This is a genomic window from Streptomyces sp. NPDC001922, from assembly GCF_042891165.1.
GTDB lineage: Bacteria > Actinomycetota > Actinomycetes > Streptomycetales > Streptomycetaceae > Streptomyces.
In genome coordinates this window covers 1-13963 of sequence record NZ_JBIASV010000014.1, presented here as the reverse complement: position 1 = coordinate 13963, position 13963 = coordinate 1, and the positions used below count along the sequence as shown (strand labels likewise).

Below are 13963 nucleotides of genomic sequence, written 5' to 3'. Positions count from 1 at the left end.
GAGCCACCCAACTGCTGGGCGAGGGGCGTGGCGCCGGGCTCCGGCTTCCCACAGGCTCATCGGCTGGTAGGGGGAGGACGGACGAGCCGCCGGTGGGTGGACGAGGCTCTTCAAGGCAGCGCCCCTCCGGCGCAGCGAGGCGAGGACGAGCCCGGCTCCAAGTAGGCCTGGTGCGCCTGCCCGTACGGGACGGGGGGCTGCCTGTGGGCGGCTGGTCGCGTCGCTGCCAGCGCCACCGGCGGGGGATGTTTCGCGGGTCGGGCGCCGCTCGGTGCAGCCGCAAGCGCCGCACCGAGCGGCCTGACCTCCTGGGACTGAATGAGATTGCGATCAGCGTCAATAGCGACTCAGGGGCCCGCGGTGGACTCCATCTCACTCTCACTTCGCCCTTGGGCGACGTGAGTTCCGCTGCCATCGGCACGCAGGGCGGTGAGCATCCCCAGAGCGGAGAGGAGAGCGAAACCGAGGAGAAGCCAGCGCGCGGACGAGACCGATGACGGTCCGCCCACGTTGACCAGGAGACCGGCAAGCGCTGCACCGAACGCGGTAGACGTCGTCAATACCGTCGCGATCGCCGCAGCGGCCTTCTCCCCTTCCTGCTTGTCTGTCGTGCTGGCCATCGCAGCGACAGACAGATGGGGCATGGCCAGGCCGATTCCTGCCCCCGCGATCAGGAGTACGGGCAGCCAGACGATGACCACGAGCAGCGATGCGCCGCGGTACTGCAACAAGGCGAGGACGGCGAGCCCGGCGGCGAGCAGCCCGGGGCCGGCTACCTGCTGCCATCGGACGGTTTGTTCCCGGCGTGCTGAGGAGCTGACGACCTGGGTTACCGACCAGCCCAGTGACAAGGCGGCGCCGAAGAACCCGGCGGCGACCGGCGGAAGGCCCCCCAGCCTCTGGCTGAACAGCGGGAGGAAGGTTTCCACGGCAACGCCGGAGGCGAGAAGGGCGATGGTCAGGTAGACCCACCGCAAAGCAGAGCCGGCTCGGTAGGTCAGGCTGGGTAAGACGCGCACACTCATGCGCTTCTCCACCCTTACGAAGGCCCAGATCAGTACCAGCGCCAGCGCCAGGAGAATCGCCATTGCCAGCGTGTTCGAGAGGATCCCGGCGATGCTCACCACGCCTACAGCCCCGATGACAAGCAGCAGCGAGCGCATCGCCACCGGAGCCGTTTCCCTCTCGGTGCGGCTGCGGCTGCGGCTGCGGCTCGGGAGAGCCTTTGGTGCCAGCGCCGCCAGCATTACCGAGGCAAGGGCCAACACCACGAACGCCAGCCGCCAGGATCCGAACTGCGCGAAGATTCCGCCCAGAGCCGGGCCGACGAAGTTTCCCAGACCGAACATGGCGGAGATCAACGCACTGCCGCGTACCCACAGATGGCGCGGCAGTGCCGAATGAATCAGAGCGAATCCCAGACCGGTCAGCAAGCCTGCCCCCAGTCCCTGGACGCCGCGGCCGACCAGTAGCACTGGCATCGCTGGACTCGCCGCGCAGAGCACCGACCCCGCAGCGAAGACGCCGAAGCCCAGCAGGTAAGAGCCAATGCTGCCGATCCGGGCGAGGGTCCGGCTCACGAGCATGGTCGCGACCACCTGGGCGATCAAGAACACGGTCATGTTCCATGCGTAGAGGCGTCCACCGCCGATATCCGCGACCGCTGTCGGCAGCAGGCTCGCGGCCAGATAGACGTTGACGGCGCCTACGAGTACGCCACCAGCCAGCACCACAGCGGTACCGAAATGGCTGCCGAGTTCCCGCCACGACCCGACGCTCTGACTGCTGTCCACTTGCCATCCTCACTCCCGGAGTTGCTTACGCGCATCATGGCGGGGCACGAGGACCCGGTAATCCGACAAAACAGACGTGGGCTGCATCACACTCCCCGCAGGGCCGCCGGCCCTGAGGGGATGCTGGATGCTTTCGGCTCAAGGCCGGGGCCTCGTCTCGTGGTGAAGACGCCGCCTGACACGGCATGGCGGCGTCCGTCATCCAGCAGTCCGGCCGACGGCGGCCGGGTGGGCCATGGCTGCCTCGGGCAGGGGCCGACGCCAGACTGAGGGCATGAGTGACCCGAGCGAACCGGAGCCGATCCAAGACTCGATCGTGCGTCCTGACTGGTGCGCCCGTGCATCCGGGACCGGATGACAACGCCGAGGACGGCATCATGCACCTCTCGGACCCCGTCCTGTGGAACATGCCCGCCACCCAGCCTTTTCCCCAGCTTCAGTTCGACCTGTGGCCCTCGATACCCCGCAGGGCCGTAGGGGGCCGATGCTGGAGTTCAGCGCGCTGGAGGAGGACCGTATGGCCACTGCGGAGGCTGCGAAGGCGGGGTACTGGTCATCAGGCAACCCTCCGAGACGAGCGTGGCAGAGCCGTCTGCCACGTCGGTCCATAGGGTCACGCTACGCCTACGGCCCAACGTGCGAGAGATCTACGCGAGCGGGACGCAGTACGGCCAGGGCCGACATCCTCCGCCACGATCACCGCCGGCAGCAGGCCGCCCGACTCGTCCTGGTCCACCATCCACCGCTCGTCAGGGGACTGATCGGCCTCGTCGGCACGGCGTCACAGCAGCGCCGCCGCCTCCCGCAAGATCCCGGGCCCGAAGCCGGAGGGTCAGAAGTCGAGGTCGGGGAAGTCCGGTTCCGTCTCCGCATCGGGAACCGGCCGGCAGGGACCGGTGCTGGCGCGCAGAGTGATCAGCGGCTTCAGCAGGACGTGCCGGGGTGGCGAGGCGGGCGAGGTGAGCCGCTCCACCATCAGCTCGACGGCGATCCGGCTCATCTCCCTGGCCGGTATCCCGGCCGCGGTGAGCGGCGGGCTCACCTGCTCCGCCCAGCGGCTGGCCCCCAGGCCGACGACCGAGAAGTCGCGCGGCACGCTGCGGCCGTGACGGGTCAGCCCGCGGTAGATGCCCTCCAGGGCCGCTTCGTTCATGACGACCAGGGACGTGGTGGCCGGGTCGTCCTGCAGGATCCGTTGCACGACGTCCTCCCCAGCGGCGACATCGTCGCCGCTGGGGTACGCCCGCGGGGTCAGTTCCAGCTCCGTCATCGCCTCGGTGTAGCCCTCGCTCCCGAGCCGCGCGTACCCGTACTCGCTGGTGAAGATCTGCTTCGACTTGTTGACGAAGGCGATCCTGCGGTGCCCCAGTTCGGTCAGGTGCCGAACGCATCCGCCGGCCAGGCCGGCGAAGTCGAGATCGACCCAGCTCACCTCGTTGGTTGCGCTGTTCCGGCCGATGGCGACGAAGGGGAAGACCGTTTCGGCGAGATGCTGGATGCGGTCGTCCTCCCGGCGGACCTCCATCACGATCACGCCGTCCACGCGCCGTTCGCTGACCATCCGCCGGAACGAGGGGTCCTTCCCGGACTTGCAGGGCGTGAGCAACAGGTCGTAGCCGTGCGTGGTGGCGGTTTCGGCGACTCCTCCGATGAAGGCGAGCTGCACCGCCGGGTAGTCCCGGTCGGCGCCGGACGGCGGGAAGAGCAGGGCGATCGTATGCGTCAGTTCGCGGGCCGCAGCACCACTGGGGGCCTGGGCGCCGCGTCCTGTTGCCGGATTCACTGGGCGCTCCGTCATGGTCCGTCATGGTCAGTCGGCTGGGAGACGTTGTTCGGTCGCCGACGACCAGGGCGACGTGGGTGTCCGGCGCAGCACCACGGCGGCGTCGGCCGGATCGGGCGAGGGTTCCTTCCCCCAGGGCACGGAGTCGAGCAGGTCCACACTGACGGAGTCGGCGAACCGCGGGACGGCCAGGGAGGCGAGTCCCTGAACCGTGCGCGTCACATTCAGGGAGGTTCCTATCCGGGCACCCGACTGGTTGAGCAGGGCCAGGATGACCATGGGGATATCGATCGACCACCCGGAGTGACGAGTTTCCGTGGGAGAAGTGGCCATTCTTGCTCAATTCCTTCGAGCAACGTTACGCACAGTCCCATGATGTATGCAGGAAGGGAATCGAACAAGTTGCACCAGCACTCAAACAAGCCGGGGGACGCCGGGATATGGGGCACGCCGCCGCGGCCGCCGGCGACACCGCCGAGCTGGACGCGGTCTGGGACGAGATCATCCAGGCCCTCGGCACCGACTGGGACGGCTACACCTACGTCTCCTCCGTCGGCTGGGCCGTCTGACCCACCCCCCCCCCCGCTCAGCCGAGGGGTCCGGAGTCACTCCGATTGACTCCGGACCCTTCGCCATCACCGTAACCACCGCTACCGCGGACCTCGTGCCCGGCCACCGGAGCCACAGCACCACACCGGCCTCCGACGAAGCGCCCCGGCCCCCTACGGGGCCCGGGGCGTCCAACACCCGCCGGATACGCCCGGCCCCGCATCCCGGGCAAAGCTACGTCGAGCTGGTCGGCGGCCCGCTGGACGCGCTGCTCCGGACAAGCTACGAGCGCGTGATGGCGGAGTACGTGCGCGGCAGCCGCGCGGCAGCGCTGAGCGCGGCGAAGACCCTGATCCCCATGTCCCACCTCGGCGTGTGGGGACTAGCCCACGGCGCCTGCCTGATCTCCGCCCTGCCCGCAGGCCCCAGCCGCGCCCTCGTTCGCCTCACTACCAAGAGCGTACGCCTCTACAGCTCCGTGACCGTCGACGACTACCTGCAGTCGACCACTGCATTAGGAGGTCCGGGTGGTCTCGCAGGCGAGCCCGGAGGCGGCCTCTGACCGGGGCTGCTCTGCGGGAGTGACAGGTGAGCGATCGACCGGTGAAGCTGTCGGAGATGCGCCATGCCGAAGCAGACCACCCTCGCCCAGGCCGCCGGCGAGGATGCACGCGCGGGCATGAAGTGCACCGAGGCACTACGAGCCCGGAAGACCGGCTTGACCGTCACAGCCGCACCCGCGGCCCCGTGTCCGTCGTCGAGGACGCAGACCCGAATGAGCACGGCCGCGTCGCCATCGCGTACCGTCCGCCGGCTGCGGACCTCGTGCTCGGCCACCGGAGCCACAGCACAGCACCGCCCCGCCCCCGCGCCGCCGGCCGCGCCCTGAGGCCCGGGGCGCGGCGCAACCGGCAGGGGCTGCTCCTGCCGCGGAATACGGCTGATCCTCAGCCGGCCCTTGGTTCACCTACTGTGTGCGGCACGGGCCCCGACCGACGTTGCGGGATCGGGGCCGTCCGTTTGTGGAAGGAGCCGGCGCATTGCCTGCGGGTGACCTCAGGCTCAGTCGTCAGCCAGCGCACAGGCTTTGCCGGCGTGCGCTCTCTTCACACCTATGCCGACGAGACGTGCGAAGCAGAGGGTTTCATTCAGGCCGCCGTACGAGCCCGTCTTGCAATGGGCCTTGACCTTCGGGCCGACGACATAGCCCTTCTGCTTGAGGTACCTCTGGCATTGTGAGGTGCTGGCCTCGGCGGGGGAGGCCATGACCAGAGAACCGGCGGCCAGGGAGAGCCCCGCAACGGCAACAGCGATCTTGCGCTTCACGAAATGATCACCTTCCTCGGCAGTGCATCCGCCCCCGGGCAACGAGGCTTCGGGTGTGTCCCTCGCCTGTATGTCCGAGGATCCGTCACCGACCAGCCTGCCGGGGCCCTTGACGAAGGTCGTTAGCAGCGGATCCACACCTCTGCGCAATCCGTCCACACTCCGCCGGATACACGGCGGTGAGCCAGCCACCCGAGAGACGCCTCGGGATGGTTCGGCCTGCTCAGTTTCGAGTCCGAGGGCGGCGAGTGCGGTCAGGCCCGGCCCCGGGCGACTTCACACAGGAGACGCTCGACTTCGGCTGACCCGACGACAGCGGCGCCAGACAGGATCACCCTGCCCGGCCCCGCTGACTGTTCCCGGCTGCTCACCGGCTGAGGCGGATGCGCGGTCCCCATACGAACTCGAGGTCGCCGTGTCCTCGATGACCGCGCAGGCGGTGTCGATGTCGTCGGCCTGCAACGCCCTGATGTAGGCGAAGGCGCTGGCGACGTCTTCCGGCGCCATCGGAGCGAGCGGCGCGGTGACGGTGTTCTCGGGCATGACAGCTCCTCACGTACGGGCCGCCCCGCTGATCGTGGCGGCCTCGGAACTGATGCTCGGTGCGCGGGCCTGTGGATAGTGTCCGCGCACCGACGGTGAGCGCACCCGCCGGGCCGGCGTTCGCGTTGCCCCTCGTCCAGGTCCGCCACCTGCGACATTCCGCCCATTAGGCATGGAGATGTCTCCGTCCCGGCACGCTGCGCGACGCCCCGGGGGAAAGCCGCTGCCGCCCGGGGCATGCCGCTGAGACTGCGGGGATGACCACACAGCGGCTGCCGTTCCCGGGCCCGGGCGAACGCGCCCACAACTTCGTCTGGTGGCCGAGGTGCTGCGAAGCTACGCCGACATGCACGACCTCGTTGAGGACCTGGTCGTGCCCGCCGGGCTCCCGAGGCCGCTGCGACCGTCCTGCGCACAGCCCGCGAGCTGCTGCGCCAGTCGTACTACTGCTACGAGTTTTCCACCGTGGCGGTCATGCACTCCCTGATCGCGGTGGAGATCGTTTTGCGTGACCAGATCCCGGACGCGGGCACCAAGCCGCTGTTCCAGCTCATCAAGCAGGGCGCCGACGCGTGCATCCTGACGGCCCGGCAGGCGGAGTACCTCGACTACGGCCGGAAGATCCGCAACGGCATGGTGCACGGCCAGACCATGCACGCGGCGATGCCGCCGGCCATGGCGGTGCCGATGGTGACGACCTCGTTCGCGATCGTCTCCGAGCTCTGTGCTGACCTGTCGCAGCGAAGGTTGAGCATTCTCACCGAAGGGTGAGCGCCCGGGATGCTGGCTGTGTCAGTGTCTGCGGGAGACGTTTCGCGATATCCGTTGTGATCACCGGACGGCTCGGCCGGCACAGCAGCAGGGGACGTTCGTGGACGACATGTTTGATGACGTGGGTGGAGCTCAGACGCTGGGCACCGGCAGGGTGGCCGGCCGCTCGCGGGGTCCTTCGACCACGTGGCGGCCATAGCGGCGCGTTGACGCGTATGACCGACCGAGACGGGCGGGGCTTCATGGCCCGGGTCGGCCAGGGCGCGGGCGGCGTAGGGTGATGGAACTGCCGCGCGGTTGATCACTGTGCGCGGGCGCGGCGGCCGCGTGGACGCCGTCCCTCTGCCGTAGATGGTGCGGATCCCGGTCACCGCGGCTTGGATTATGCGTTGGAGGCGAATGTGCTGATCACTGTCGCGGACGTGGAAGCCGAGGCCGAGCGGATCGCCGGGCATGTCATACGGACCCCGACGGTGCCGAGCCCCGGGCTGTCCGCACTCCTGGGCGCGCATGTCACCGCGAAACTGGAACTACTGCAGCGCACCGGCTCCTTCAAGGCACGCGGCGCGACGGCGAAGCTGCTCACGCTCAGCGAGGCTGAACGGGCCGCCGGGGTCGTAGCGGTGAGCGGCGGCAACCACGGCATCGGGATCGCGGTCATGGCCGGCGCGCTGGACATCAAAGCGACCGTCGTCATGCCACGGTCCGCCCCCGGCCGCGCCGTGGACATCGCCGAGGCCTCCGGGGCGAGCGTCATCCTCGCTGACACCATGGACGGCGCGTTCGCCCTCGTGGGTGAACTCCGGAGCAAGGGGCTCACCCTGGTCCATCCCTTCGACGACCCTGTCGTCATCGCTGCCCAGGGCACGGTCGGCCTGGAGTTCGCGGAGGATGCCGGGGAGCTCACCGACGTACTCGTCAGCATCGGCGGCGGGGCGCTGATCTCCGGGGTCGCCACCGCGCTGCACGCACGCCGTCCCGGTGTACGGATCTGGGGCGTGGAGACCGAAGGCGCGCGAGCCATGTCGGAGGCCCTGGCCTCCGGAGGGCCGGTGCCGGTCGAACTGTCCTCGATCGTCTCGACATTGAGCGCCCCCAGCGCCTCACAGCTCACCTACGAGCATGCCTCGGCGCTGGTCACCGATGTCCTCACGGTGACCGACGCCGAGGCCGTGCAGGGCACCCTCGACCTGGCCGACCACGCGAAGGTCTGGGCCGAACCCGCCGCCGGATGCCTGCTGCCCGCAGCACGCCGGGTGCTGGAGCACGTCGGTGAGGGTGCCAAGCTCGGCCTGGTGGTCTGCGGCGGCAATGCGACGACCGCCGATGTGACCGCCTGGGCCGAGCGCTTCGGGCTGCGATGACCGCGCAAGCTGCAGCAGCCACTCAACCTTCGGTGAGAAGACCTGGCGGTCACCAACATTCGGTGACAGTGCTCAACCTTCGCTGCGACAGGTCATGTGCGGCGCCCGCTCGATGATCACGGCTCGGTAACGGCGCTCGGGGGGACCGGCGGGGAGCGTCATTCCAAGTACGCGATATTCGGAGTCCGTGGGACGCGGTTCTCCGATCAGGCGTTCTCGCCCTGGGCCGAGGATGGGAGGTCAAATCCGAACAGGGAAGCCGCGTTGGCCCATGAGAATTGTTCACGTTCCGCATCTGTGGAGAAGTGGTTCAGGAAGAGATCGATCTCCTCCTTGGCCGGCCGCTGGAAGGGGTAGTCGGTCGAGAAGATCAGCCGGTCGGCGGAGGTGACGGACAGGGCATGCTGCAGCAGGGCCGGGTTGAGCATGCCGGATGCGGTGATGTGGAAGTTCGACCGGACGTAGTCCGACACCGGTCGCTGCAATCCGGCGATACGGGAGAGACTGTCGGCTCGGTCCAGCCAGAACAGCAGCATCTCTCCCCAGTGGCCGAGCACGATCTGAAGGTCCGGGTGACGGTCGAATGTGCCTCGCAGGATGAGGCGCAGGGCCGCCGTCGCGGCGTCCAGGTGCCAGCCCCACCCGAAGGTGGCGAGCGCGAGATCCGTCATGGCGTCGAAGCCTCGATACGAGGAGTCACGGACAGCGTTCGACGGCAGCTGAGGGTGGATGAACACCGGCTGGCCGAGTTCCGACGCGGCCGAGAAGAAGCCGTCGTAGGCGGGATCGTCGAGGAACAGGTCTCCTGCCCGGCCATAGACCATGGTGCCTACGTGCCCAATGCCGGCCGCCCTTTCAAGCTCGCCGGCGACGTCCTTCGGCGAGGACATGGGCAGGGTGGACAGTGACCGAAAACGGGTCGGGTTGCGGGAGACGGCTTCGGCGGCCACATCGTTCGCGGCGCGGCTCAGCCTCAGGGCCTTCTCGGGCGACAGCGGATGGGTTCCCGGTGGGGTGAGGGCGAGGACGGACAGGTCGACGCCTTGAGCGTCCATGGCCGCGGTGCGGCCGGCCGCCAGGTCTTCCAGGCGTTGCTGGTTGTCGCCCATCTCGTTGAAGGCGAGACTTTCGTCGCTGAGCGGCGCAGCGCGCAGCGCGGACGTCACGTCCGGCATGATCCAGTGTTCTTCGATCGCGATGAGCGGCATGGCCTCTTCGTTTCTGTGTTCTGCGGGGGCGGCCACATCAGGTGGCATCGGGTGACGCCTGGACGGACCCGGCGTGCAGCGCCGACTGAGGCGTTCTCGTCAGACCGCCCGGCGTGGTGATCGGTTGGTTCACCAGGGCACGGTCTGACCTGATCGGTCCAGATATGCCAGACCGGGTATGCCCAGCTTGGACAGCAGGACATCCACGAGCAGGGGGGCGCTTTCCTCGACGGTGAACGGTGCGTCCGGCCCACCCAGGGCGGTGCGAATCCAGCCTGGTGCCAGGAGGGCGAAGGTGCGCTGTGTCTCGGACTGCCGGGTCGCGAAGCTGCGCATGAACATGTTCAGGGCCGCTTTGCTTCCGCGGTAGACCTCGCGGCCGGCGGTCGTGTTGTTCGTGATGCTGCCCTGCCCGGACGACATCGCGCCGATCAGTCCGGTGGGGGATACGAGGTCTTCGAGCGCTTCGATCACGCGCATGGGACTGAGGGCGTTGGTGATCATCACCTGGACGAAGTCCGATGTCGGAACCGCCCCGATCGGGGTCTGCTCGTTGTTCGTGGTGCCGGCGTTGACAAAGAGCAGGTCGAGTTGGCGGTGGGCGAGGCGTTCATGCAGGGGCGCCAGGTGGTCGGGCTCGTTGATGTCGAGGTGCTCGATACTCACGCGCCCGCCAGACCGGTCCGCGAGATCATGCAGAGGCGTTCGGGTGGTGGTGTCGCGGACCGTACCGATGACACTCCATCCCCGGTCGAGGAGTTCGGCCGCCATCGCGTGACCGAGGCCACGCGAGGCCCCGACGATGAGTGCTGTCGGCGTGTGTCGATCTGCGCCAGTCGATGGCATACAGGGGCATCTCCGTTCTTACGCGGCGAGCTCACTTCGTGCACCGGGATGCCGTCTCAGCGGGTTGTTGCGGCTGTCCGGCAGCGCTTCGCAAGTCTGCTCGCCGCGCTGTTATCGGAGCGAATCAAGGGGCCTTTTTCATAGGATTCTCTTCATGGAAGGTATACGAATGTGTGAATCCGGCGTTGTGCAGCCCGATGATGTGCGAATCATTCGTGCTCTTCAGGTCGCTCCGCGGGCTTCGTTCGCCTCGATCGCGAACGCGCTCGGCCTCACGGAAGGCTCCGTCAAGCGCCGCTACCGGCGCCTGTGCGCCGACGGCGTCATCCGCGTCGCAGGAATGGTGAATCCAGGCACGCTGGGGCAGAGCAGGTGGCTGGTGCGACTGCGCTGCCGCCCCGGCAGCGTCTCGGCGATCGCCGACGCACTCGCCAAGCGTGACGATGTCAACTGGGTCGCCTTGAGCGCGGCCGGCTGCGAAATCACCTGCGCGACTCAGTCACGGACCCGTGAGCAGCGCGAAGACCTGCTCGGAAAGCGGCTTCCGCGTACCGCGGCCGTACTCGACGTCAACGCCTTCGCGATGCTCCGTCAGTTCATGGGAGGCCGCGGCCACTACTGGGCCGCGCTGCACGGCGTCCTGTCTCCGGAGCAGGAAGCCATGCTGGGCAGTGACGGTCCGCCTTTCACTGAAGCCCCGGTCGTCGCCCGCGATCCCGTGCGCCTCACCGCAGAGGACGAGAAAATCCTCGGCTCTCTCGCCGCAGACGGTCGCGCCAGTCTCGTCGACCTCGCCGCGGCGGCGGACTCCACTCCAGGTCGGGTATCACGTCGCCTTCACGCTCTGCTGGAGCGTCGCGTCGTGCACCTCGACGTCGAGATCGCCTCAGCCGCACTGGGCTATCACACGCGGGCGAACCTGTGGCTGCGCGTACATCCGTCGGCCGTTAAGAGCGTCGGACGCACACTTGCGCAGGAACCTGAGATCGCCTTTGCTGCGGCCGTGTCCGGCACCTACAACATCCACGCCGTCGCGCACTGCCGCGACCTTGACGAACTGTTCGAGTTCACCACGGACCGCATCGGGTCCCTGACCGGCCTGCAGAGCATGGAAGTCTCACCTGTGCTGCGACACGTCAAGCAGGCAGGCACGCTCCTGTATGGCGATCGCCTCGTCGAGGCACAACGTCGAGCCTGAACAACTGGCGGGGAGCGTCATTCGGCGCGTGCGCTCTTCGCCTGGCGCCGGGCGGCCAGATAGGCGCCCCAGTCGGGTGCCGCCCGTCGGTGCCATTGCTCCGCCGTAATCACGTGCATGCCGGTGACAGAGGCCAGGACGGCCGGCGGCAGGTCCTGGGCGAGGTTCAGGCAGGCGGTGACTCGGGATGGTTTGGCTCTGGTGCCATGGGAGTTGAGCCGTCTCTGGAGAGTGCTCACGGGCATGGGCCGGCCCGGGTAGCTGCCTCGGAAAAGCCATGTCGGTGTCGGCCTGGGGTCGGTCTTCTTGTCGTGCTCGGTGGCGAGCTGCTCGACATGGATGTCGAGCGGTGGGGGCAGAGGAACGGGCTGGCGGTCGAGGATGAGTCGGTTGCCTTCGGGATGCTGCCCGAACTCCTCCAGGCAGGCCGCCGACCAGCCGTAGCGGCTGTCCGTGATGAAGGCGCAGAACAGCTCCAGGTCGTTCTGCTGACCGCGGACCGTCGAGTGGGCGGCGGCGGGTCCTTGGTGAACTGAGCGGCGAAGTACGCCTCCACGTCCTCCGGCGTCCACTGCCACGGGTACGTGTTGGTTTCTGGCAGCGCCACCGCTACACCCGCTCGAAGACCTTCCCGCGGCTGCACGTCGTCCTGGCCGGCAAGGAGGAGCACCTGCTCGACAACCGCCGCCAGGCGCTCACCGCCCATGTCCGGGGCATCACTGTCGCGGTGTGTGTGAACACCCTGCCCCGGCTGAAGCGCGGCGAGCCCTGGTACGAGATCGGCGTCGACGACCCGGACCGGCGCCGCCGGCGCTACCCCGAGCCCGCCGGCCGCTGACGCCGCAGCGCGACGCCGGGCACGCCCCCGCTGCGGAGGGGGCTTCTTCACCGCGGCCGGGCTGAGGAACTGGTACGTCAACTTCGAGCGCCCACCAGCCGCACCGAGACCGGGTTCGACACCCTCGACCTGGCTTTGTTCACGAGTTTCGGTTCTGGCTCACATTCCGTGGAGCGGATACGGAGAGTCAGATCTTCGGAGCCATGCGATGGCGGTTCGGAATGGGCACGAAGTCGAGGCGAGGTGAGTTCCAGGGCCCGGTTGTCGCGCCCGGCGCTCATGCGGTTGAGCCAGCGTTCGTACCAGTCGAGGAAGTCGGTGGCGGAGGAGACGTTGGGGCCCCAGTACCCGTCGCTGTTACCAACGAGGACGCGGCCGGTGAGTGGACCGGTCACCCCGAGGACGCATACATCGGTGCAGCCCATTTCGATGATGTGGAGGAAGAGGTCGCGTTCATGTGGCCCGGGGCCCACGCAGCCGAAGCCTCGGGGTGCCCCTGGTTCTCCGGGCGGACCCATAACCAGCAGGGAACACCGCTCCAGCGGCATGAGGCCGTAGAACGGTGCCGCGCCTGAGCCGCCGATGTGCGTGAGGAACTGCCGATAGGCGTGAGGAAGAACGATGTCGTGCTCGGCCTCAAACGCAGCGACGCGTGCTTCCGCCAGCTTCGGACCGGGGAAGAACTTGTGTTGTTCTTCCCCGAAGGAGTGGCTGCGCAGTGGCTGGAACGGGATCGCGGCCAGCTTGCGACGCAGGCGGGGTATGCGGGGATCCATGGTGCATCTTCTCTCGTCCCCGTCACGCTATGGGTGGCTGTAGTCAGCTGGCCAGAAGCACCCTCTTCCGCAGTAGAGCGGAGCCGGCCCGGCCGAACATCTGGCGCTTGAGCATCTTGATCCGGTTGACGTGGCCTTCGACGACGCCGGAGCTCCAGGGCAGTGTGAGGCCGGCAATGACCGCGTCGCGGTCACGGTCGATGCCGACCGCACCGCCTATGGCCCCCTGCTGGAGGGGCTGGGGATCTCCCGCCCCCGGTGGAACGCCCGCACCGCCTCTCGCACGCCCGCTGTCACCGGGCGTGGAACACCCAACCTCTCCCATGCCGCCGCCGCCCCAGTGGTGTCCTCGTGGATACCCGTCGCGGCATTCCGCGCTGTTCTCCCGCTACAGCAGCGCCGACCTGGAGACCGAGGCGGGCGCCAGGGCCGCGCTCGCCGCGTTCGAGTTCGGGGGCTTCCGCTTCGACACCACCGGGTGGGAGTTCACCGAGTACGACTACTGGTTCATCTACACCTGCCAGATCATCGCCTGGACCGTGGCCCAGTACGACGCGCGCGTCCCGGTCGCCGCCTGATCGCGCCCGGCCCGCGAGGCGGACGGGAGAAGCCCCCGGCGGCGCTTGGTGCAGCCGCCGGGGGCTTCGTGCGTCGCCCGGGCCCACGGGGGAGGGCGCCGGGAGACGGCTCAGGGGGCCGCGGCCGTCGACTCGTCGGCGGGCACGGCAGCTTCAAGGCGGTCCAGCCGCTCATACAGCGCGCGGAGCAGCCGGGCCCGGTTGTGCACCCGGTGCAGGCTCGTGCACGGCAGTGACAGGCGGCCCTCGGCCTCTTGCAGGATCAGTTCGGCGAACAGTCGGCGGCCGTCGTCCGGGGGGGTGCCTCTATGTCTTTCGTCAAGCGAGCCGTGGGGTTCTGGGTTGGTAGAAGGTGCCGTCGCGGAGCATGGCGAAGAGGACGCTGATGCG

At 68.3% G+C, this 13963-nt stretch carries 13 protein-coding genes and 2 pseudogenes; 5 read left to right on the top strand and 10 right to left on the bottom strand.

Annotation, left to right across the window (positions count from 1 at the left end; translation table 11 throughout):
* Window positions 1-347: 347 nt before the first annotated feature.
* From ACFYYR_RS25030 to ACFYYR_RS25020, 3 genes are all read right to left on the bottom strand, one after another.
* Window positions 348-1793, bottom strand: coding sequence for an MFS transporter (locus ACFYYR_RS25030; RefSeq protein WP_388857672.1), 1446 nt, complete (start codon window positions 1791-1793; stop codon window positions 348-350).
* Between the two features lie 832 nt (window positions 1794-2625).
* The gene (locus ACFYYR_RS25025; protein ID WP_388857669.1) at window positions 2626-3591 is read right to left on the bottom strand and encodes a LacI family DNA-binding transcriptional regulator; all 966 of its coding nucleotides are present in this window, start codon (window positions 3589-3591) and stop codon (window positions 2626-2628) included.
* Window positions 3592-3603: 12 nt separating this feature from the next.
* Complete coding sequence (locus ACFYYR_RS25020; RefSeq protein ID WP_388857666.1) at window positions 3604-3909, bottom strand: hypothetical protein; 306 nt, start codon at window positions 3907-3909, stop codon at window positions 3604-3606.
* A gap of 107 nt (window positions 3910-4016) precedes the next feature.
* Here ACFYYR_RS25020 and ACFYYR_RS25015 point away from each other — a divergent pair, with 107 nt between their 5' ends.
* Entirely contained in the window at window positions 4017-4145 is a 129-nt protein-coding gene (locus ACFYYR_RS25015; RefSeq protein WP_388857663.1) for a hypothetical protein, read from the top strand.
* Window positions 4146-5187: 1042 nt separating this feature from the next.
* Here ACFYYR_RS25015 and ACFYYR_RS25010 read toward each other — a convergent pair.
* A complete protein-coding gene (locus ACFYYR_RS25010; protein WP_388857661.1) occupies window positions 5188-5451 on the bottom strand; it encodes a hypothetical protein in 264 nt (87 codons plus the stop codon).
* A gap of 276 nt (window positions 5452-5727) precedes the next feature.
* Complete coding sequence (locus ACFYYR_RS25005) at window positions 5728-5994, bottom strand: hypothetical protein (protein WP_388857658.1); 267 nt, start codon at window positions 5992-5994, stop codon at window positions 5728-5730.
* Between the two features lie 474 nt (window positions 5995-6468).
* On the opposite strand from ACFYYR_RS25005, the gene ACFYYR_RS25000 reads away from it, so the two are divergent.
* Both ACFYYR_RS25000 and ACFYYR_RS24995 read left to right on the top strand, forming a co-directional pair.
* A complete protein-coding gene (locus ACFYYR_RS25000; protein WP_388857655.1) occupies window positions 6469-6765 on the top strand; it encodes a hypothetical protein in 297 nt (98 codons plus the stop codon).
* A gap of 389 nt (window positions 6766-7154) precedes the next feature.
* Window positions 7155-8129 (top strand): threonine/serine dehydratase, encoded by a 975-nt coding sequence (locus tag ACFYYR_RS24995; protein WP_388857652.1) that lies wholly within the window; start codon window positions 7155-7157, stop codon window positions 8127-8129.
* 206 nt (window positions 8130-8335) lie between these two features.
* Here the strand turns inward: ACFYYR_RS24995 and ACFYYR_RS24990 are convergent, their stop codons facing one another.
* Window positions 8336-9337, bottom strand: coding sequence for an amidohydrolase family protein (locus ACFYYR_RS24990; RefSeq protein WP_388857649.1), 1002 nt, complete (start codon window positions 9335-9337; stop codon window positions 8336-8338).
* A 129-nt stretch (window positions 9338-9466) separates the two neighbouring features.
* Window positions 9467-10183: an SDR family NAD(P)-dependent oxidoreductase gene (locus ACFYYR_RS24985; protein ID WP_388857646.1), complete on the bottom strand. Its 717-nt coding sequence runs from the start codon at window positions 10181-10183 to the stop codon at window positions 9467-9469.
* Window positions 10184-10337: 154 nt separating this feature from the next.
* Here ACFYYR_RS24985 and ACFYYR_RS24980 point away from each other — a divergent pair, with 154 nt between their 5' ends.
* Window positions 10338-11381, top strand: coding sequence for an Lrp/AsnC family transcriptional regulator (locus ACFYYR_RS24980; RefSeq protein WP_388857643.1), 1044 nt, complete (start codon window positions 10338-10340; stop codon window positions 11379-11381).
* A gap of 17 nt (window positions 11382-11398) precedes the next feature.
* Here ACFYYR_RS24980 and ACFYYR_RS24975 read toward each other — a convergent pair whose 3' ends face one another.
* Both ACFYYR_RS24975 and ACFYYR_RS24970 read right to left on the bottom strand, forming a co-directional pair.
* Window positions 11399-11959 carry a hypothetical protein gene (locus ACFYYR_RS24975; RefSeq protein ID WP_388857639.1) on the bottom strand — a complete coding sequence of 187 codons (561 nt, stop codon included), beginning with the start codon at window positions 11957-11959 and terminating at the stop codon, window positions 11399-11401.
* A gap of 447 nt (window positions 11960-12406) precedes the next feature.
* Window positions 12407-12995 (bottom strand): annotated as a pseudogene (locus tag ACFYYR_RS24970) (SMI1/KNR4 family protein).
* A gap of 323 nt (window positions 12996-13318) precedes the next feature.
* On the opposite strand from ACFYYR_RS24970, the gene ACFYYR_RS24965 reads away from it, so the two are divergent.
* On the top strand, window positions 13319-13573 hold the full coding sequence (locus ACFYYR_RS24965) for a hypothetical protein (RefSeq protein ID WP_388857636.1): 255 nt from the start codon (window positions 13319-13321) through the stop codon (window positions 13571-13573).
* A 110-nt stretch (window positions 13574-13683) separates the two neighbouring features.
* On the opposite strand, the pseudogene ACFYYR_RS24960 reads toward ACFYYR_RS24965, so the two are convergent.
* Window positions 13684-13963: pseudogene (locus ACFYYR_RS24960) on the bottom strand (hypothetical protein); the annotation flags it as partial.

Bases quoted from the DNA above. Each gene is read 5' to 3' on its own strand.
- ACFYYR_RS25015 (WP_388857663.1), top strand. From the start codon at position 4,017: ATGGGGCACGCCGCCGCGGCCGCCGGCGACACCGCCGAGCTGGACGCG.
- ACFYYR_RS25025 (WP_388857669.1), bottom strand. From the start codon at position 3,591: ATGACGGAGCGCCCAGTGAATCCGGCAACAGGACGCGGCGCCCAGGCC.
- ACFYYR_RS25005 (WP_388857658.1), bottom strand. From the start codon at position 5,994: ATGCCCGAGAACACCGTCACCGCGCCGCTCGCTCCGATGGCGCCGGAA.
- ACFYYR_RS24965 (WP_388857636.1), top strand. From the start codon at position 13,319: ATGCCGCCGCCGCCCCAGTGGTGTCCTCGTGGATACCCGTCGCGGCAT.
- ACFYYR_RS24980 (WP_388857643.1), top strand. From the start codon at position 10,338: ATGGAAGGTATACGAATGTGTGAATCCGGCGTTGTGCAGCCCGATGAT.
- ACFYYR_RS25000 (WP_388857655.1), top strand. From the start codon at position 6,469: ATGCACTCCCTGATCGCGGTGGAGATCGTTTTGCGTGACCAGATCCCG.
- ACFYYR_RS24990 (WP_388857649.1), bottom strand. From the start codon at position 9,337: ATGCCGCTCATCGCGATCGAAGAACACTGGATCATGCCGGACGTGACG.
- ACFYYR_RS24985 (WP_388857646.1), bottom strand. From the start codon at position 10,183: ATGCCATCGACTGGCGCAGATCGACACACGCCGACAGCACTCATCGTC.
- ACFYYR_RS25020 (WP_388857666.1), bottom strand. From the start codon at position 3,909: ATGGCCACTTCTCCCACGGAAACTCGTCACTCCGGGTGGTCGATCGAT.